The organism is Rathayibacter sp. VKM Ac-2805, assembly GCF_009834265.1.
Taxonomy (GTDB): domain Bacteria; phylum Actinomycetota; class Actinomycetes; order Actinomycetales; family Microbacteriaceae; genus Rathayibacter.
Window position 1 is genome coordinate 1,689,134 of the sequence record NZ_CP047185.1, and the last position, 19,214, is coordinate 1,708,347.

Genomic DNA, 19,214 nt, shown 5'->3' on the forward strand with positions numbered 1-19,214 from the left:
GGGATCGGCCGCGCTGTTCGCTCTCGGCCCGCGGCCGGGGAGGGGCGCGGCCCTGCCGGTACCATGGTCGCTCGTGACTCCCGAGACCTCCGCCCGGCCGCTGTACTCCGAGCCGCTCGGAGGAGCGTCCGCCCCCGCCCCCGCCGCCGTCCTCTGGGACATGGACGGGACGCTCGTCGACACCGAGCCGTACTGGATGGCGTCGGAGCACGCGCTCGTCTCCTCCTTCGGCGGAGTGTGGACCCACGAGGACGCGATGGGACTCGTCGGCTCGGGCCTGCCCGCCGCCGCCCGCATCCTGCAGGGCAAGGGCGTCGACCTCTCCGTCGACGCGATCATCGACCGGATGACCGACGAGGTCGTCGACCAGCTGGCCGTGAGCATCCCGTGGCGACCGGGCGCGCTCGAGCTGCTGCACTTGGTGTCCGAGGCGGGTGTGCCGCAGGCGCTGGTCACGATGTCGATCTCGCGGATGGCCGCGGCCGTCGTGGACCGGATCCCGTTCCCCGCCTTCGCCGCCGTCGTCAGCGGCGACATGGTCGAGCGCAGCAAGCCCCACCCCGAGGCGTACCTCCTCGCCGCGAGCACCCTCGGTGTCGACATCGCCGCCTGCGTCGCGATCGAGGACTCCCTCACGGGCCTCGGCGCGGCCGTCGCCTCCGGAGCCGCGGCGATCGGCGTCCCGCACCAGCTGGAGCTCGACCCCGCCGCCCCCTACGCCCTCTGGCCCACCCTCGCGGGCCGCACCGTCGCGGACCTCGCGACGGTGTCCTCCGAGCACCGCGGCTCCGGCCCGGCCACGACCGAGACGGAGGCCCGCCGATGACCGGTGAGGCACTGCAGCATTCCGGACCCTTCCGCGCGGGGGACCGCGTCCAGCTGACGGGACCCAAGGGGCGGATGAACACCATCACGCTCGTTCCCGGCAAGGTGTTCCACACGCACCGGGGCGGCATCGAGCACGACACGGTGATCGGGCTGCCCGACGGCTCGGTGGTGACCAACACCGTCGGCGTCGAGCACCTCGCGCTGCGACCCCTCCTCGCCGACTTCGTGATGTCGATGCCCCGCGGCGCGGCGATCGTGTACCCGAAGGACGCGGCCCAGATCCTCGCCCTCGCCGACGTCTTCCCCGGCGCCCGCGTGGTCGAGGCCGGTGTCGGCTCCGGCGCGCTCTCGCTCTGGCTGCTGCGGGCGGTCGGTCCGACCGGCCGGCTGTCGTCGTTCGAGCGGCGCGAGGAGTTCGCGGATGTCGCGCGGGCGAACATCGAGACCTTCCTCGGCTACACGCCCGACAACTGGAGCGTCACCGTCGGCGACCTCGTCGAGGCGCTGCCCGGCACGGTCCCGTCCGGCGAGGCCGACCGCGTCGTGCTCGACATGCTCGCGCCCTGGGAGTGCCTCGACGTCGCCGCCGAGGCTCTCACGCCCGGGGGAGTGCTCCTCTGCTACGTGGCCACCGTCACGCAGCTCTCGCGGACGGCGGAGGCGATCCGCGCCTCGGGCCTGTTCACGAACCCGTCGTCGAACGAGACCATGGTCCGCGGCTGGCACGTCGAGGGCCTCGCGGTCCGGCCGGACCACCGGATGATCGGCCACACCGGCTTCCTCATCACCGCGCGCCGGCTCGCTCCGGACACCGTGCTCCCCGAGCTCAAGCGGCGCCCGTCGAAGACGGACTTCAGCGACGAGGACGTGGAGGCCTGGACCCCCGGTGCGCTCGGCGAGCGCGCCGTGAGCCCCAAGAGCCTGCGCAAGCGGGTCCGCGAGTCCGCCACCAGCGCCGAGCTCTCCCGGGCGCGCGGGTTCGGCGAGGAGACCGCGGAGCCCGACGACGAGGGCATCCTCTAAGCTGTTCCCGGCCTCCGGGCCGTCTCCACCCCGGGCGTCACCGCTCCCCTTCTCTCGAATCGAGGACCCGTGCGCAGGACCACCGCGCTCATCGCCGGCATCGGCATCGTCGCCGCTCTCACCGGATGCACCGCGTCCTCCTCGCAGGCGGACTGCGACGCTCCGTTCTCCTCCGGCGACTCCTCGGCGGCGGTCAGCGCCACGGGCGACTTCGGAGCGAAGCCGGACGTCAGCGTCCCGACGCCGCTGAAGGCGGACGGCACGCAGGTCAGCACCCTCATCGAGGGCTCGGGCGCACCGCTCGAGAAGGGCCAGCTCGTCACCATCGACTACACCCTGGTCAACGGAGCGGACGGCACGGTCCTCGAGACCTCGCCCTACGACGGGTCGAGCACCGCCCGCTTCGGCGTCGGCGGAGCCGGGCTCGTCGGCCTGAACGAGGGCCTCCTCTGCACGCAGGTCGGCTCGCGCGTCGCCATCGCGATCGCCCCCGAGGACGGCTTCGGCCAGTCCTCGTCGCAGCTCGGCATCTCGGAGGACGACACGCTCGTGCTCGTCGCGGACGTCCGCGAGGCCTCGCTGGCCCGCGCGAACGGCGCCGCCCAGCCCGCGCCCGACGGCTTCCCGACGGTGACGCTCGGCGACGACGGACGCCCGGGGCTCGCGAAGCCCTCCGGCGACGCGCCGACCGACCTCCGCATCGCCCAGCTCAAGAAGGGCGACGGCGACGTCGTCGCCGAGGGCGACCAGGTCGTCGTGGCCTACACCGGCTGGCAGTGGAGCGACGGGAAGGTGTTCGACTCCAGCTGGGAGAAGGGCGCTCCCGCCGTGTTCACTGCCGCCGACGGCTCGACCACCCAGGGCGGAGTCATCGCCGGATTCGCCGACGCCCTCATCGGCCAGCCCGTCGGATCCCAGGTCATCGCGGTCATCCCGCCCGACCAGGGCTACGGCGACCAGGGCTCCCCTCAGGGCGGGATCCCCGGCGGCGCGACGCTGATCTTCGTCGCCGACATCCTCGGAAAGGTCTGACCGGGCCCGGCCCTAGACTGGAGGGCGTGCCTTCCGACGCCCCGTCCTCGAGCCGCGTCCCGGCCGAGGAGCGTCTGTTCAACCTCGTGCTCGCGCTCGTCGCGGCCGAGAACGGACTGACGAAGGCCGACGTCCTCTCCACGGTGCAGGGCTACCGGCAGCGGGTGGGCCGGGGCGACCGGACCTCGCTCGAGCGCCAGTTCGAGCGCGACAAGGACGACCTGCGCGAGCTGGGCATCCCGATCGAGACGGTCGACGCCCCGGGCGATCCGGGCAACACCCAGACCGTCCGGTACCGCATCGCGAAGCGCAGCTACGACCTCCCGGCCGACCTGACCTTCGATCCGGAGGAGCTCGCGCTGCTCCGCCTGGCCGGGGCGGTCTGGCGCGAGGGGACGCTCTCGGCGGAGTCGCGGCGCGCGCTGATCAAGCTGCGCTCGATCGGGGTCGAGTCCGTCGACCCCGTCATCGGCATCAGCCCCTCGATCCGGGTTCGCGAGTCCTCGTTCGAGCCGCTCAACGCCGCGCTCGACCGCGGCCAGGTCGTCCGCTTCCCCTATCTGAAGCCCGGCGGCGAGGAGCCGCGCGTGCGCACCGTGCAGCCCCGCGCCCTGGTGAACCACCAGGGGCGCTGGCACCTCCACGGCTGGGACGAGGGCGCCGAGGGCACGCGGACCTTCCTCCTGTCGCGGATCGTCGGGCCGGTCGCCTCCACCGGCCGCACCGCGCCTCCCGCGGCGGGGGACCACGCGGCGACCGCTCTCGCCCAGCTCGACGAGATCCTGCAGCGCAACAGCGCGCTCCTGCGCGTCGCCCCCGACTCCGACGCCGCCCTCCGTCTCGGCGGGCGTGCCGAGGCCGAGGGCGAGGGCCAGGGCCTGCTGCGCCTGCACTACACCGACCCGGACGTGCTCGCGGACGAGCTCGCCGGTCACGGTCCCGAGGTGCGGGTGCTCGAGCCGGAGGAGCTCCGCCGCCGCGTCCTCGACCGCCTCCGCCGCACCCTGGACGACCATGGAGGGGATCCCCGTGGCTAGACCCCGCTCCCTGCAGGCGCGCGACCGCCTGGCCGTCCTCCTCTCCCTGGTTCCCTACCTGCTCGACCGGGGCCGCGTCTCCGTCGCCGAGGTCGCCGCGCACTTCGAGATCCCGGAGGAGGAGGTGCGGCGCGCGGTGCGCCTCATCGCCGTCTCGGGCATCCCCGGCGAGACCGCGCAGTACCAGGCGAACGATCTCTTCGACATCGGCTGGGACGACTTCGAGGAGAACGACCACGTCGTCCTCACCCACCAGGTCGCGATCGACGACTCGCCGAGGTTCTCGGCGCGCGAGGCCGCCGCCCTCATTGCCGGCATGCAGTACCTCGCAGCCCTGCCCGAGAACCAGGGCAACGACCGGATCGCCTCGCTGATGGGGAAGCTCGCACGCGGCGCCTCCTCGGCCCCGAGCGCGGTGGCGGTCTCGCGCGGCACGGGCGCGGACAGCGCTGTGGCGCTCCTGCGGACAGCGATGGGCTCGGCGACGCAGGTCGCTTTCGACTACCGCAGCGCCCGCGGCGAGACCGAGTCCCGGCTCGTCGACCCCTTCGTGCTCGAATCGGTCGACCGGGACTGGTACCTGCGCGGATGGGACCACCTCCGCGAGGGCGTCAGGACGTTCCGGGTCGACAGGATGCGCTCCCTCCGCGACACGGGGACGCCGATCGTCCGGCGCCGCAACGAGGTGACCCTCTCGGAACGGCTCTTCGAGGCCTCCGCCTCCGATCTCGTCGTGGACCTGCGCGTCGCTCCCAGCGCCGTCGTGCTGCTGGGCGACTACGCGGCCGACGCCGAGTTCCCCGATCCCGTGCCGGGGGAGGAGGACCACGGTGTCCTCGTCCGTCTCCGCGTCGCCCATCTGGAGGGACTGACGCGCCTGGTGGCGTCGTTGGCGGGTCTCGTCACCGTGGTGGCACCCCCCGAGGCGCGCACCGCGGTCGCGCACTGGGCGGCCTCCGCGCTCGCCGCGAACGAGGGGGAGCCGTCGTGACCTGGTGGTCGTGGATCCTGATCTGGCTCGGCCTCGCGCTGGGCGCTCTGGCGATGCTGGTCCTCTTCGCCCTCTCCTACTGGCGCAAGGGGAAGGTGCTCCTCGGACAGCTGTCCGAGGCCACCGCGAAACTCGAGACACTGAGTCCTGGAGTGGCGGACGACCTGCCGCCCCGGCCGCCCTCGTCGCTGTTCGCCGATCGCGACGACGTGAGGCGTGCGCACGAGGGCCGACGTGACGCACGTCGCGACAGGATCGATCTCCGCCGGTCAGGACGGGTCGAACGGGGTAAGCTCCTCGTACACCGCAACCGACAAGTGAAGTGAGTCTGCAATGTTCGCTGGCCTCCAGGGGTGGCACCTCCTCATCATCCTCGCCGTGATCCTCCTCCTGTTCGGTGCGCCCAAGCTCCCGCAGCTGGCCCGCAGTGTCGGGCAGTCGATGCGGATCTTCAAGAGCGAGGTCAAGACCATGAAGGACGAGGACGGCACCGAGCGCCGTGAGTCGACCGAGGGGACCACCGGCACCGTCGCCGGATCCACCGGCTCGACCACCGGCACCGGCACCACCACGCCGCCCGAGTCCCCGCTCAAGTAATGACGTCCGTGGCACCGAAGAAGCCACGGACGAAGCGGACGAAGAACCCCGACGGGCGCATGTCGCTCGGGGCGCACCTCGTCGAGCTTCGCAACAGGCTCTTCAAGTCGGCGATCGCGATCGTCATCGCGTGTGTCGCGGGGTGGTTCGTCTCGGAGTGGGTCTTCGAGGCCCTCAAGGCTCCGATCTCCGAGGTGGCCTCCACCCAGGGCAAGGAGGCGATCCTCAACTTCCCGACGATCGCCGGTGCCTTCGACCTGCGGCTGCAGATCGCCATCACGGTGGGCATCGTCCTGGCGAGCCCGGTCTGGCTCTACCAGATCTGGGCGTTCCTCGTCCCGGGCCTGACCCGCAAGGAGATGCGGTACGGCCTCGGCTTCATCCTCACCGCCATCCCGCTGTTCTTCGCGGGCTGCGCCGCCGGCTGGTTCGTGTTCCCGCACATCGTGGAGCTCCTGACGAGCTTCACCGGCAGCAACGCGGCGAGCTTCCTCGACGCCAAGATCTACTACGAGTTCGTTCTCAAGCTCGTGCTGGTCGTCGGCATCGCCTTCGTGCTGCCCGTCTTCCTGGTGCTCCTCAACTTCCTCGGCATCCTCCCCGGCATGCTGATCCTCAAGTCGTGGCGCATCGCGATCATGGCGATCGTGCTCTTCACGGCGATCGCGACCCCCGCGGCCGACCCGATCTCGATGTTCCTCCTGGCCATCCCGATCATCTTCCTGTTCTTCCTCGCCTGCGGGATCGCGATCCTGCACGACCGGCGCGCCGCCAAGCGCCAGCTGGTGTTCGACGGCAGCCCCTCCGACCTGCCCGCGTGACCGGACCGTCTCCCGCCGAGCGGTTCGCCGCGTTCCGGACGCGCCAGGGCCACGCGAGGGTCGAAGCGTTCCGCTCGACCCTCGCGTTCGACCTCGACCCCTTCCAGTACGAGGCCTGCAGCGCGCTCGACGACGGCCACAGCGTCCTCGTCGCCGCGCCCACCGGCGCCGGCAAGACGGCGGTGGCCGAGTTCGCGATCCACCTGGCCATGCAGGACCCGACGGCCAAGGTCTTCTACACGACGCCGATGAAGGCGCTGAGCAACCAGAAGTTCCAGGAGTTCGTCGAGGACTACGGAGCCTCCGAGGTCGGTCTGCTGACCGGCGACTCCAACGTCAACGCGCGCGCCCGCATCGTCGTGATGACGACCGAGGTGCTGCGCAACATGCTGTACGCCGACTCGGACCTCCTGCGCGACCTCGCCTACGTCGTGATGGACGAGGTGCACTACCTCGCCGACCGCTTCCGCGGCGCCGTCTGGGAGGAGGTCATCATCCACCTCCCGCAGCGCGTGCGGCTGGTCTCGCTCAGCGCGACCGTGTCGAACGCCGAGGAGTTCGGCGACTGGCTCCAGACCGTCCGGGGCGAGACCGAGGTCATCGTCTCCGAGGAGCGGCCCGTCCCGCTCGACCAGCACGTCCTGGTGGGCGGCAAGCTGGTCGACCTCTTCGACTCCTCCGGTCGGGCGGCGACGAACCGGGTGAACCCCGAGCTCGCCCGCATGGCCCAGGGCGGCTCCCGGGTCGAGCGCGGCGGCAGGGGCGGCCGCAACGGCCGAGGCGGTCGCGGCCGCTACCCGGAGCAGCGCACCGAGGAGCTCGTGCTGCGCTCGGAGGTCGTCGAGATCCTCCGCGGCAAGAACCTCCTCCCCGCGATCTTCTTCGTCTTCAGCCGTGCGGGCTGCGACCAGGCCGTGCGCCAGGTGCTGCGGTCGGGCGTGCGCCTCACCGAGCGCCACGAGCGCGACGAGATCCGCGCGATCGTCGAGGAGCGGTGCCGGACGATCCGCGACGAGGACCTCGCGGTGCTCGGCTACTGGGAGTGGCTCGACGGACTCCAGCGGGGCGTCGCCGCGCACCACGCCGGGATGCTCCCCGCCTTCAAGGAGGTCGTCGAGGAGCTGTTCCTGCGCCGGCTCGTGCGCGTGGTCTTCGCGACCGAGACGCTCGCGCTCGGCATCAACATGCCGGCCCGCACGGTCGTCCTCGAGAAGCTCGAGAAGTTCAACGGCGAGGCGCGCGTCCCGATCACACCGGGGGAGTACACCCAGCTCACCGGCCGGGCGGGCCGACGCGGCATCGACGTCGAGGGCCACTCGGTGATCCAGTGGCGCGGCGGGATGGACCCCCAGGCGGTCGCGTCCCTCGCCTCCCGGCGGACCTACCCGCTCAACTCCAGCTTCCGCCCCAGCTACAACATGGCCGCGAACCTGATCGAGCAGTTCGGGCGGGTGCGCACGCGCGAGATCCTCGAGTCGTCGTTCGCGCAGTTCCAGGCCGACCGGTCCGTCGTCGATCTCGCCCGCCGGGTCCGCCAGCAGGAGGAGTCGATGGCGGGCTACGTCACGGCGATGCAGTGCCACCTGGGCGACTTCGAGCAGTACGCGGCGATCCGCCGTGAGATCGGCGACCTCGAGCGCCGGGGCGCGGTGCGCGGCGAGTCGGCCTCCCACGCCGAGCGCGAGAAGCGCCAGGGACAGCTCACGAGCCTGCGGCGCCGGATGAAGGCGCACCCGTGCCACGCCTGCTCCGACCGCGAGCAGCACGCGCGCTGGGCCGAGCGCTGGTGGAAGCTGCGCCGCGAGACCGACGAGATCGAGCGCCAGATCCGCTCGCGCACCGGCGCCGTCGCCCGCATCTTCGACCACATCACGGACGTGCTGCTCGAGCTCGGCTACTTCCGCCGGGACGAGGTCGGCGAGCTCTCGCTGACGCCCAACGGTCGCACGCTCCGCCGGATCTACGGGGAGCGGGACCTGCTCGTCGCCGAGTGCCTCCGGAAGCAGGCGTGGACGGAGCTCGATCCGGCCGGCCTCGCGGCGATGGCGTGCTGCCTGGTCTTCGAGCCGCGACGCGAGGAGGGGACGCTCGGCGAGCAGTTCCTGCCCCGCGGCGCGTTCCCCGAGGCGCTGGAGAGGACCCAGCTTCTGTGGGCCCGGCTCGACGACGTCGAGCGGGAGCACCGCCTGCCGGGCAGCAACCCGATCTCGACGAGCCTGGCGCTGTCGATGAACATGTGGGCCAAGGGCATGCCGCTCGACATGGTGCTCCGCGAGTCCGACATGGCCGCCGGCGACTTCGTGCGCTGGGCGAAGCAGACCATCGACCTCCTCGACCAGCTCTCCGTCGTCGCCGAGGGCAAGGTCGGCCGCGCGGCCCGGACCGCCCTCGACCTGGTCCGCCGCGGCATCGTCGCGTACTCGACGGTCGCATGACGCCGATCGCTCCTCCGCCCGACGGGCGGACCGTTCCGCTGTGGGTGGCGCTGCCCCTCGCCGCCCTCGGCGGCGCCGTGCTCGACCGCGGCTTCCCCGACTCCGACGTCTGGCCGCTGGCGATCGTGGGCGCCGCGGCGATCCTGTTCGCGCTGGCGGGGCGCGGCTTCTGGAGCGGGAGCCTCGTCGGCCTCGTCGGCGGAGCGGTCTTCTGGGGCGTCCACATCGAGTGGCTGACCCTCTACCTCGGCCCGGTCCCCTGGGCGGCCCTCGCCGGCCTGCAGGCGATCTTCTTCGCGCTCTCCGCGGGGCTGATGGCGGTCGTCTCCACGCGCGGCCACCGCGTCTGGACGGGACCGCTCGGCCGGATGGTCGGCCTCCCCGCCCTCCTGGCGGCGCTCTGGATCGGGCGCGAGTCGATCACCAGCGTCTGGCCCTACGGCGGCTTCGCCTGGGGCCGCCTCGCGATCTCGCAGTCCCTCGGCCCGCTCTCCGGTCTCGCGGCGTGGATCGGCTTCGCCGGCCTCGGCTTCGTGGTGGCGTTCCTCGCGGCCGTGCTCGCGCAGGCCGTCCGCGAGCTGTCCGTCCCGGCCTCCTCTCGCGTCAGCGCTCTCGCGGGCTTCGCGATCGTGGCGCTGGTGTTCCCCGCCTGGCCGGCACCGACGGAGGGCACGACCCGGATCGCCGCCGTCCAGGGCGACTCCGATGCGGGCCTGTTCTCGCAGAGCTACCGCGGGCAGATCCTCGAGGACCACACCTCGGCGACGCTGCCGATCCTCGATCAGGACGTCGACATGGTGGTGTGGCCCGAGAACGGCGTCGACATCGATCCGACCCGGAACGCCCAGTCGGCCGCCGTCCTCGACTACCTCAGCCGGACGATGGACGCGCCGTTCGTCGTGGGCACGATCACGAACCCCTCGGACGACGTCTTCTACAACAGCTCGCTGCTCTGGAAGGCGGGGGAGGGGGCGACGCAGGTCTACGACAAGGTGCATCCCGTCCCGTTCGCCGAATACATGCCGGACCGGGCGTTCTGGCGGATGTTCGCTCCGGACCTGGTCGACCTGGTGAGCCGCGACTACTCGATCGGCACCCGTCCCAACGTCTTCGACGTGAACGGCGTGCTCGCAGGCATCGCGATCTGCTTCGACATCTCGGACGACGCGCTGACGAACGCGATGGTCGACGGGGGTGCCCAGGTCATCCTCGGGCAGACCAACAACGCCGACTTCGGCCGGACCGACGAGAGCGTCCAGCAGCTCGCGATCGCCCGCCTGCGGGCCATCGAGACCGGGCGCAGCGTGGTCAACATCTCGACCGTCGGGACGAGTGCGATCATCGGGCCGGACGGCTCGACGATCGACTCCCTGACATGGTTCGAGCCGGGCGCCATGGTGGACGAGGTCCCCCTCAGCTCCACCACGACCCCGGCTCTGGTGTGGGCGCGAGACCTCGGCTGGTACTTCCTGGCCGCCGGTCTCATCGGCATGGTCTCGTTCGTCCTCAGGACGCGCGAGCCGCGACGCCGTTCCCGCTGACCGGCGCTACGCGCCGATCTTGTGCTCGCCGCGCCTGGCGCGCAGATAGGCGAGCCGCTCCTCGAGCAGCTCCTCCAGCTCCGCGCGGGTCCGACGCTCGAGCAGCATGTCCCAGTGGGTGCGCGGAGCCTTCTGCTCGCCCTTGTCCACGACGACCGGCTTCGAGTCCACCATCAGAGTGGCCTCGTGACCGCAGGAGCGGCACTCCCAGGTCTCCGGTGCTTCCGCGTCGGCCGAGAACACCATGTCGGTGTCGTGGCCGCAGTTCGCGCAGTGGTACTCGTACGTCGATCGCGGGGAGAAGACGACGCCTTCCTCGCTCTGCAGGCTCTGGGATCCGAGCCGCATTCCTCGCAGGCTTCGATCTGCCATTGTGTGGTCTCCTCTCGCTGTGCTTCCCCAGTGTCAACGTCGTACCTGGAGGTGGTCTTCCCGTCCCTGCCATTGCCAGAGAATCCTCAGGTCGGAGGCGTATTCCGCGGTTCCTGAGGGCGTGGCTGACGGGCACTGAGGAAGGCGTCGACGGCCGCTCGGGCGAGGTCGGTGCGGTCGGTCACGAGCCCGTCGATCCCGAGCGCGAGGAGCTGCTCCATCCGCTCCGGATCGTCGATGGTCCAGAGGTGGATCTCGCAGCCGGTCACCCGCAGCCGGGCGAGGATCCGCGGCTCGGCGACGCGGAGGCCGAGCGCGCGCTCGGGCACCTGGAGCGCGTCGATGCCGCGGAGAGCGAGACGCACGGGGAGGGCGGCGCCGAGGTGGGCGGCGACCAGGGCGACGACGAAGCGGACCGCCGACGCCGAGGTCGCGGCGCCGGGAAGACGGCGGAGGGCCGCTGCTCGACGGATCTCGGAGAACGAGGTGATCAGGACGCGCTCCGCGGCGGCGGCGCCGGACACCGCCGCGACGACCGGGTCGATCGCGTCCCGCGACTTCACGTCGATGTTGAAGCGCGCGCGGGGGAGTGCGGCGAGGGCCTGCTCGAGAGAGGCGAGCCGGGCGCCGCCCGCCAGTCGGAGGTCGGCGAGCTCCTCCCACCGGGTGGCGGCGACGACGTGGCGGCGGCCGGAGCGGTCGATCACCTCGGCGTCGTGGACGAGCACGGCGATCCCGTCGAGGGAGGCGCGCGCGTCCGTCTCGAGGAGGTCCGCACCCGCGGCGAGGGCGCGTTCGAAGGCGGCGAGCGTGTTGCCCTCGGCCTGCGGGCCGAACCCGCGATGCGCGATCACCCGGGGGGTCGGCCCGCTCAGGGCGAGGGGTCGCTCAGGGGTGCGCATCGCGGACCGGGTCCGCGGCTAGACGGCCGGCGGCGGGGGAGTGGGCGCCGAGCCGGGGGCTCCGTCGGTCGTCGCGGGCGCCACGGGGGCGGACGTGTCGGATCCGGGCTCGACAGGAGTGGAGCCGACGGACCCGGATGCGGCAGGCGCGGACGCCGCAGGCGCCGACGGGGGTGCCGCGTCCTGCGGGCGGACCGCCGGGGCGGACTGGCCGCGCTGGCCGAGCGCGCCTCCGATGCCCTTCAGCGCCTCGGTGAGCTCGCTCGGGATGACCCAGAGCTTGTTCGCGCTGCCCTCGGCGATCTTGGGGAGTGTCTGGAGGTACTGGTACGCGAGGAGCTCGCTGTCGGGGCGGCCCTCGTGGATGGCGTGGAAGACGGTGGTGATCGCCTTGGCCTCACCCTCGGCCCGCAGGACCGCCGCCTTCGCCTGGCCCTCCGCAGCGAGGATCGCGGCCTGGCGCTGACCCTCGGCGTTCAGGATCTGGGACTGCTTGGTGCCCTCGGCGGTGAGGATCACGGCTCGACGGTCGCGCTCGGCGCGCATCTGCTTCTCCATCGAGTCCTGGATGGAGAGGGGCGGGTCGATGGCCTTGAGCTCCACGCGTCCGACGCGGATGCCCCACTTGCCGGTGGCCTCGTCGAGGACGATGCGCAGCTGCCCGTTGATGTTGTCGCGGGAGGTCAGCGCCTCCTCGAGGTTCAGGCCGCCGACGACGTTGCGGAGCGTGGTGGTGGTCAGCTGCTCGACCGCGCCGAGGTAGTTGGCGATCTCGTAGGTCGCCGCGCGGGCGTCCGTCACCTGGAAGTAGACGACCGTGTCGATCGAGACGACGAGGTTGTCCTCCGTGATCACGGGCTGGGGCGGGAACGAGACGACCTGCTCGCGCAGATCGATCAGCGGGCGGACCCGGTCGATGAACGGCACGACGAGATTGAGGCCCGGCAGCAGGGTCTTGTGGTACTTGCCGAGGCGCTCCACGACCCCGGCGGTGGCCTGGGGGATGATGCGGACCGCTCGGAAGAGGACGACCAGGGCGAAGAGGACGACGGCGGCGACGACGACGATCGTCACGACGGAGGACGGTGTCACGGTGTGCTCCTTTCGGCGGGGACGACGACCGCGGTCGCGCCCTCGATGGCGGTGACGACGACTCTCTCGCCGACTCCGAGTGTGCGGTCCTCGACGAGCGGGGACAGGCGGACGGTCCAGGTCTCGCCGTTGGCGAGCTTGACCTGGCCGGCTCCGGGGGCGGCGAGGACGACGCTGCCGGAGAGCCCGAGGAGAGCGTCCGCTCCGCTGGGGGTGGGATCGCCGCCCCGCTTCAGCAGCCGCAGCAGCGGCGGACGGACGGTGAACAGCAGGAGGGCGGCGAGGACGGCCGCGACGGGGACCTGGACCCAGAAGGGAGCCCCGACCAGCCCGGTCAGCAGTCCGCCGATGCTGCCGACGGCGAGCATCAGGAAGGTGAACTCGAGAGTGATCATCTCGACGATCACGAAGATGAGGATCAGCGCGAGCCAGAGGATCCACGCGTACTGGGTGACAGCGTCCATGCTGTGTGCTCCTTCCCCTCGACGAGCATTCCCAGGCTATCAACGCGCCCCGGACGAGGGCTGGGAGAGGGGGTGCGCCGACGGTCTCGAGGCCCTTGGTAGACTCCTCCGTCGGGCCGTGGCCCGTCATCGTGCCCGATCCGGTCTCCGAGCCGGCGTCCTGGAGGAATACCCGTGTCCAACCCCCTCGCCCCCGGCTCCTTCGACGGCAAGCGCGCTCTCGTCACCGGGTCGTCCCGCGGCATCGGCGCCGACACGGTCCGCTACCTGGCCGAGGCCGGAGCCCGCGTCGTCGTCAACTACCGCTCGAAGGCGCCGCGCGCCGACAAGCTCGTCGCGCAGATCGTCGAGGCCGGCGGCACCGCCATCGCCGTCGGCGCCGACCTCACGGACGCCGCCTCGCGCGCCGAGCTCTTCTCGCGCATCGAGAAGGAGTACGGCGGACTCGACGTGCTCGTCCTGAACGCCTCCGGCGGCATGGAGAGCAACATGGGGGAGGACTACGCGATGGTCCTCAACCGCGACTCGCAGGTCGCCGTGCTCGACGCGGCACTGCCGCTGCTCGGGGAGGGCTCGCGCGTCGTGTTCGTCACGAGCCACCAGGCGCACTTCATCCGGACCACGCCCACGATGCCCGAGTACGAGCCCGTCGCGCTCTCCAAGCGCGCCGGCGAGGACGCCCTGCGCGAGCGGATCGGTGAGCTCGCCGAGCGCGGGATCGAGTTCGTCGTCGTCTCGGGCGACATGATCGAGGGCACCATCACCGCGACCCTGCTGGAGCGCGCGAACCCGGGCGCGATCAGCTCGCGTCGCGAGTCGGCCGGCAAGCTCTACAACGTGCAGGAGTTCGCGGCCGAGGTCGCTCTGGCGGCCGTCGAGCCGATCCCCGCGGACAACACCCGCCTCGTCGGTGACATCTCCGACTTCGTCTGATCCTCACCAGGGGCTGACGCCGGCGCACGGTTCTGCGAGCCTCGACGGATGACTCCGATGGACGGCAGCGGACCGGCATCGGGGGAGTCCGACGCCGTCGTGGGCGCAGTCCGTTCGTCGGCGGACGCCGGGCGGCGTGTGCATCCTTCTCGATGCAGCCGCGGTGATGGTGAACCTGCGGGAGCGCTCGCAGGGCCGCTGACGCGCGTTCCCGCAGGCGCCCGAGAGGATCGGGCCGACGACGGCGTCCGCGGCACGATGACCGTCGATCCGCAGCTGCGGCTGGTCACGCGCTTCGACACTCCGACCGAGACGTGCTGGTACGAGGACGTCGAGGCGTGGGTGGAGCATTCGCCGATCCGCTGATGACGTTCCGGACCGTCGGGCGGCCTCAGTCCCGGTCCGTCCGGCCCTTCCACTGTTATCCGATAATGCACATTATGTCAGTTCGACCGAAGCCCCGGTCGGCAGGATGGCGATCGACTCCCCTCATCGCTCCTGCGACAGGATGTCACCGGTCGCCGTCGAGCTCCGGTGACAGACCGGGCGCTTCAACGGTGAGACCTCGGATCACCGCGGCGACGACCAGGCGCTGCGTGAGCGCGGCGCTGGTGTCCACGGGCCACTGGCTCACCGACCCGACGTGCGCCGCGACGACCGCCTTCGCCAGGACGGCGGACTCGACGGCGGGGACGCGGCCGTGCACGGCGGCGAGGGCGGCGAAGCGCTCGCCCAGCTCGCGCGAGACGCGGTCGTCGTCGATCATCATCCGCTCGGCGAACTCCGGGTCCGCGGCAGCGCGTGCCAGGAGCACCGACCGCAGGGAGAACCACTCGCGGCTGGACGGGAGCGCGTCGAGGAGGGAGCGGACGGCGCCGTCGAGGGTCGCCGCGCGGTGCTCCTCCTGCAGCTGGACGTCGAGGGCCTCCTGCAGGCTCCCCCACACTCTCGCGGCCTGCTCCTCGTGGAGTGCGAGGAAGAGCTGGTCGACACCGGCGAAGTTCGAGTAGAACGCGCCGCGGGTGAAGCCCGCCTGCGCGCAGATGTCCTCGACGCGCTGGCCGATGGTGCCCGTGCTCTCGAAGAGCTCGGCGGCCGCGGCGAGGAGACGTCGTCGCGTCTCGCTCCTCCGCCGGACCGGAGCCTGCTCGCCTGTGGCCACGCCCCCAGCCTATTCGGATCCTTGCGCTGGATGGGCCTTTTCAGTACGTTTCGTTTCCAATGCATACCGTATTGAAAACTGGAACGCTCGAACCTCGACGGCGACGGTTCCGGTGGCTGCCGACCGCGACCGTCGTGCTCATCGGGGCGGTCCTCGCCTGGCTGAACCGGGTGGAGTGGTGGGGGTGGCTCGTCGTCGCGGCGGCCGCGGTCCTGATCGCGGCCGTCTCGAGGAGCTGGCGGCACCGGCACTGGATGCTGCGTACGGCGGCCTGGGTCGCGTCCGCAGGGCTCGTCGGAGCCGTCGCCCTCGCCGCGGGTCCTCTCCCGGCGACGCGGACGCTCGCCGGTCCGCACACCGCCCCGGTCACGACCCGGCAGGGCGACGTCGTCGGTGTGCACGACGCCGCGGCCGGGGTCGACGCCTTCGCGGGGATCCCCTACGCCGCTCCCCCGGTCGGCCCGCTGCGTTGGGAGGCGCCCCGCCCGGCCCCGCAGCGGTCGGCGACCCTCGTGGCCGACGACTTCGGCCCCTCCGCCGTTCAGCCGGAGCCGACGTTCCTCTCCCGAGCGGCGACCCGCATGCTCGACCTGCCGCTGGAGGAGACGCTCCTCGGCGGGTACGCGACGGACGAGGACAGCCTCCGCCTGAACATCTGGACGCCGGCCGGCGGAGCGGGCGACTCCCGCCCGGTCCTCGTCTACCTCCACGGCGGCGCGTTCGTTTCGGGGTCCGGCGCCCTCCCCGCCTACGACGGCGCGGCGCTCGCCTCCCAGGGCGCGGTGGTCGTCACCGTCGCCTACCGTCTGGGCGTCCTCGGATTCCTCGCCGGTGATGTGCTCGGCGGCGGCACCCCGGGGAACCAGGGACTGCTCGACCAGGTCGCCGCTCTGCAGTGGGTGCAGGACAACATCGCCGCTTTCGGCGGGGACCCGGGGCGGGTGACGGTCGCCGGCCAGTCCGCCGGCTCCGGCAGCGCCTGCATCCTCGGGGCCTCGCCCCTCGCGGCCGGCCTCCTCCACGGGATCATCGGGGAGAGCGGAGGATGCCTGGGGTCGGCGGGAGACCGCGAGGCCGGCGACCTCTACGACGACGCCGCCACCGCACGGGAGGCGGCTGCGCGCCTGAGCGAGGCGCTCGGCGGGGCGAGCCTCGCCGAGATGAGGGCCCTGCCGGCCGAGCGCATCGTTACGGCCGCCGCTGGCCTCTCGCAGCACTGGTGGCCCTCGATCGACGGCGTCGTCCTCCCCGACACGCCGCTCGCCGTCTACGAGGCCGGTCGGCAGAACGACGTCCCCCTCCTGCTCGGCAGCAACTCCGACGAGACCTCGCTCGATCTGCTGGGAGGCGTCGACTCGGATCCGGACGCCTACGAGCAGGAGGTGCGCCGGGAGCACGGAGACGACGCGGACCGATTCCTCGCGCTGTACCCGGGTGCCGTCGAGGACCAGGTCGTCGACTCCCGGCTGCGCGCCGGCAGCGACCGGACGATGACCGCCCCGATGCGGCTCTGGGCGCTGACGGCCGCCCGGACCGGGCGGGCGGGCGTTCACGCCTACATCTTCACGCGCACTCCCCCGGAGAGGGGACTCGAGCGGTTCGGCGCGTACCACGGCGCCGAGGTGATGTACGCGTACGGGAACCTCGGGGCGGACGGCGACGCCGACTACACGGACGTCGACCGCCGGCTCGAGCAGGAGATGACCGCGCGCTGGCTCGCGTTCGTCTCCCACGGCGATCCGGACGCCGCCGGCCGCGAGCGGTGGCCGGCCGTCCAGGAGGATCCGGACAGCGTGCTCGAGTTCGGCGACGTCGTCCGGGTCGCCGGGCGCCCGTCCCCCGACGCGGTCGACTTCTGGCTCGCGGGGACGGGCTGACGGGGGACGCTCCTCTCGGCGGAACGCTCCGGACGGCGGGGAGCCCCCGGTCAGAGCTGCCCGACGAGGTGCGCCTGCCGGCCGTCGCGCGCGAAGACCGGGATGACGGCCAGGGGCGCGTCGGCGACGATCCACTGCCCGCCTTCGTGCTCGGCGCCTGTCGAGAGCTCGGTCCACCGCGCCCCGGCGGGCAGGTAGACCCTCCGGGAGACGGCTCCGGCGTGCGTGACCGGAGCGACCAGCAGGTCCGAGCCGAACAGGTACTGGTCGGCGAGGTCCCAGGCCTCCGGGTCGCCGGGGAACTCGTGGAACACCGCGCGCAGCACCGGCTGACCCAGCTCGTGCGCCTCCCGCATCGCCTCGCGCGTGTACGGGCGCAGGGTCTCGCGCAGGTGCAGCAGGCGAGTGAGGATCGGCGTGGCCTCCTCGCCGAAGCTCCACACCTCGTTCGCGGCTCCGGTCGGCGCTCGCCTGGTCCCGTCGGCGGCCGTGACCGGGGCCGAGGGCGCGCGGTCGCCGTGCAGGCGCATCACCGGGCTGAACGCTCCGAACTGGAACCAGCGCACGAGGAGCTCACGGAACTCCGGATCCGACGGGTCTCCCCCGGCGAATCCTCCGATGTCGGTCGTGAACCACGGGATCCCCGCGACGCCCATGTGGATGCCGGCCGTGATCTGGTGGCGGAGGTCCGCGAAGGTCGAATGGATGTCACCCGACCACACGAGCGCACCGTACCGCTGGCTGCCCGCCCAGGCCGTGCGGACGAGGTTCACGATCGCGCTCTCCCCGCTCTCGCGCTGCCCCTCGAAGAAGCCGCGGGAGAACGCCTGCGGGTAGAGGTTGCCGACCTGGACGGCGGGGCCGGCGGCGTAGCGGTAGTTGTCGAAGTCGTAGACGCCGTACTCGGGCTCGGCCTCGTCGAGCCAGAAGAGCCGGATCCCGTGCTCGCCGTAGTTGCGCCGGCACGCCTCCCAGACGAACCTCCGGGCGGCGGGGCTCGTCGCGTCGTAGAACGCGCTCGGGCCCTCGAACTGCATGTGCAGGTCCAGGCCCCGCTCGGCCTTGACGAGCAGGTTCCCCTTCTTCATCGCGACGTAGTTCTCGGACTCGACCGACACCTGCGGCCAGACCGAGACCATGAGCTCGATCCCGAGCTCGCGCAGCTCGGCGACCATCGCCGACGGATCCGGCCAGAACTCCTCCTCGAAGCGGAAGTCGCCCATGTGGGGCCAGTGGAAGAAGTCGGCCACGATCACGTCCATCGGGAGGCCGCGCCGCCGGTGCTCGCGGGCGACCTCGAGCAGCTGCTCCTGGTTCCAGTAGCGCAGCTTGCACTGCCAGAAGCCCAGGCCGTGCTCGGGCATCATCGGGACGTGCCCGGTCGCGTCGGCGTAGGCGCGGGTGATGTCGGCCGGAGTCTCGCCCGCGGTCACCCAGTAGTCGAGCTGCTGGGAGGACTCGGCGGACCACTCCGTGCGGTTGGCCGCGAAGGTCGCGCGGCCGATCGCCGGGTTGTGCCAGAGGAAGCCGTAGCCGCGGCTCGAGAGCACGAACGGGACGCTGGACTGGGAGTTGCGGTGCGCGAGCTCGAGCGTGCAGCCCTTCAGGTCGAGGATGTCCTGCTGGTACTGCCCCATCCCGTACAGCTTCTCGTCGGGGGCCGTCTCGAACAGCGCGGTCAGCCGGAAGTCGCCGCCCAGGTGCGGGCGCTGCTCGCGGGCGCGCAGCTTGAGCGCTCCCCCGCTCCCGAGCTCTCGGAAGAGCAGCTCCCCCCGACGGTCGTAGAAGGAGAGGGAGCAGGAGAGCTCGTGGTAGCCGGTCTGGTACCCGTAGCCCTCCTGCTGCTCGAGGACGACGGTGATGCCGCCGGCGCGCAGCGTCGCCCGCGGTCCCTCGATCGAGACCTCCGGCGCGCGGCGCTCGGGGGCGATCAGCGCCCAGTCGGTGTCGAGGACCTCCCCGGACCGGCGGGCGCGGACCCGGACGCTGTCCCTCCCCCACGGCTCGACGACGACGGTCTCGCCGTCGCCGCGCCAGACGAGGCGGTCCCCCTCGAGCGCGAACGCGTCGGTGTCCATGTGCTCCTGCTTCCTCGAGTCGGGCACGG

Annotated in this window: 18 protein-coding genes; 12 read left to right on the top strand and 6 right to left on the bottom strand. The window is 72.0% G+C overall.

The window, feature by feature from the left end; genetic code table 11:
- Window positions 1–100: 100 nt before the first annotated feature.
- The 10 genes from GSU40_RS07875 (at window position 101) to lnt (ending at window position 10,305) form a co-directional block, all read left to right on the top strand.
- On the top strand, window positions 101–826 hold the full coding sequence (locus tag GSU40_RS07875; RefSeq protein ID WP_279630847.1) for an HAD family phosphatase: 726 nt from the start codon (window positions 101–103) through the stop codon (window positions 824–826).
- A complete protein-coding gene (locus GSU40_RS07880; protein WP_104222012.1) occupies window positions 823–1,851 on the top strand; it encodes a tRNA (adenine-N1)-methyltransferase in 1,029 nt (342 codons plus the stop codon). Before GSU40_RS07875 ends, GSU40_RS07880 begins: the two co-directional genes overlap by 4 nt.
- A gap of 69 nt (window positions 1,852–1,920) precedes the next feature.
- Entirely contained in the window at window positions 1,921–2,883 is a 963-nt protein-coding gene (locus tag GSU40_RS07885) for an FKBP-type peptidyl-prolyl cis-trans isomerase (protein WP_104222014.1), read from the top strand.
- Window positions 2,884–2,909: 26 nt separating this feature from the next.
- Complete coding sequence (locus GSU40_RS07890) at window positions 2,910–3,920, top strand: WYL domain-containing protein (protein ID WP_160034340.1); 1,011 nt, start codon at window positions 2,910–2,912, stop codon at window positions 3,918–3,920.
- The gene (locus GSU40_RS07895; RefSeq protein WP_104283651.1) at window positions 3,913–4,911 is read left to right on the top strand and encodes a WYL domain-containing protein; all 999 of its coding nucleotides are present in this window, start codon (window positions 3,913–3,915) and stop codon (window positions 4,909–4,911) included. Before GSU40_RS07890 ends, GSU40_RS07895 begins: the two co-directional genes overlap by 8 nt.
- The gene (locus GSU40_RS07900; RefSeq protein ID WP_160034342.1) at window positions 4,908–5,237 is read left to right on the top strand and encodes a hypothetical protein; all 330 of its coding nucleotides are present in this window, start codon (window positions 4,908–4,910) and stop codon (window positions 5,235–5,237) included. Before GSU40_RS07895 ends, GSU40_RS07900 begins: the two co-directional genes overlap by 4 nt.
- A gap of 7 nt (window positions 5,238–5,244) precedes the next feature.
- Complete coding sequence (tatA, locus tag GSU40_RS07905; protein WP_104232603.1) at window positions 5,245–5,508, top strand: Sec-independent protein translocase subunit TatA; 264 nt, start codon at window positions 5,245–5,247, stop codon at window positions 5,506–5,508.
- Window positions 5,509–5,567: 59 nt separating this feature from the next.
- Window positions 5,568–6,329: a twin-arginine translocase subunit TatC gene (gene tatC / locus GSU40_RS07910; protein ID WP_104232683.1), complete on the top strand. Its 762-nt coding sequence runs from the start codon at window positions 5,568–5,570 to the stop codon at window positions 6,327–6,329.
- Window positions 6,326–8,764, top strand: coding sequence for a DEAD/DEAH box helicase (locus tag GSU40_RS07915; RefSeq protein ID WP_104222026.1), 2,439 nt, complete (start codon window positions 6,326–6,328; stop codon window positions 8,762–8,764). The genes tatC and GSU40_RS07915 overlap by 4 nt, the downstream gene beginning before the upstream one ends.
- Window positions 8,761–10,305: an apolipoprotein N-acyltransferase gene (lnt, locus tag GSU40_RS07920; protein WP_160034344.1), complete on the top strand. Its 1,545-nt coding sequence runs from the start codon at window positions 8,761–8,763 to the stop codon at window positions 10,303–10,305. The genes GSU40_RS07915 and lnt overlap by 4 nt, the downstream gene beginning before the upstream one ends.
- A gap of 6 nt (window positions 10,306–10,311) precedes the next feature.
- Here the strand turns inward: lnt and GSU40_RS07925 are convergent, their stop codons facing one another.
- The 4 genes from GSU40_RS07925 to GSU40_RS07940 all read right to left on the bottom strand — a co-directional run bounded on the left by GSU40_RS07925 (window position 10,312) and on the right by GSU40_RS07940 (window position 13,135).
- Window positions 10,312–10,677 carry an RNA polymerase-binding protein RbpA gene (locus GSU40_RS07925; protein ID WP_068207052.1) on the bottom strand — a complete coding sequence of 122 codons (366 nt, stop codon included), beginning with the start codon at window positions 10,675–10,677 and terminating at the stop codon, window positions 10,312–10,314.
- 86 nt (window positions 10,678–10,763) lie between these two features.
- Complete coding sequence (locus GSU40_RS07930) at window positions 10,764–11,579, bottom strand: glycerophosphodiester phosphodiesterase family protein (protein WP_160034346.1); 816 nt, start codon at window positions 11,577–11,579, stop codon at window positions 10,764–10,766.
- An 18-nt stretch (window positions 11,580–11,597) separates the two neighbouring features.
- A complete protein-coding gene (locus tag GSU40_RS07935) occupies window positions 11,598–12,671 on the bottom strand; it encodes an SPFH domain-containing protein (RefSeq protein ID WP_104255006.1) in 1,074 nt (357 codons plus the stop codon).
- Window positions 12,668–13,135 carry an NfeD family protein gene (locus GSU40_RS07940; protein ID WP_104283648.1) on the bottom strand — a complete coding sequence of 156 codons (468 nt, stop codon included), beginning with the start codon at window positions 13,133–13,135 and terminating at the stop codon, window positions 12,668–12,670. Before GSU40_RS07940 ends, GSU40_RS07935 begins: the two co-directional genes overlap by 4 nt.
- Window positions 13,136–13,309: 174 nt before the next feature.
- Here GSU40_RS07940 and GSU40_RS07945 point away from each other — a divergent pair, with 174 nt between their 5' ends.
- On the top strand, window positions 13,310–14,068 hold the full coding sequence (locus GSU40_RS07945) for an SDR family oxidoreductase (protein WP_160034348.1): 759 nt from the start codon (window positions 13,310–13,312) through the stop codon (window positions 14,066–14,068).
- 511 nt (window positions 14,069–14,579) lie between these two features.
- On the opposite strand, the gene GSU40_RS07950 is transcribed toward GSU40_RS07945, so the two are convergent.
- Window positions 14,580–15,230 carry a TetR/AcrR family transcriptional regulator gene (locus tag GSU40_RS07950; RefSeq protein WP_160034350.1) on the bottom strand — a complete coding sequence of 217 codons (651 nt, stop codon included), beginning with the start codon at window positions 15,228–15,230 and terminating at the stop codon, window positions 14,580–14,582.
- 134 nt (window positions 15,231–15,364) lie between these two features.
- Between GSU40_RS07950 and GSU40_RS07955 the strand changes: the two genes are divergently transcribed.
- On the top strand, window positions 15,365–17,107 hold the full coding sequence (locus GSU40_RS07955) for a carboxylesterase family protein (protein ID WP_160034352.1): 1,743 nt from the start codon (window positions 15,365–15,367) through the stop codon (window positions 17,105–17,107).
- 50 nt (window positions 17,108–17,157) lie between these two features.
- Here GSU40_RS07955 and GSU40_RS07960 read toward each other — a convergent pair whose 3' ends face one another.
- A complete protein-coding gene (locus tag GSU40_RS07960) occupies window positions 17,158–19,212 on the bottom strand; it encodes a TIM-barrel domain-containing protein (protein WP_244229630.1) in 2,055 nt (684 codons plus the stop codon).
- Window positions 19,213–19,214 lie beyond the last annotated feature (2 nt).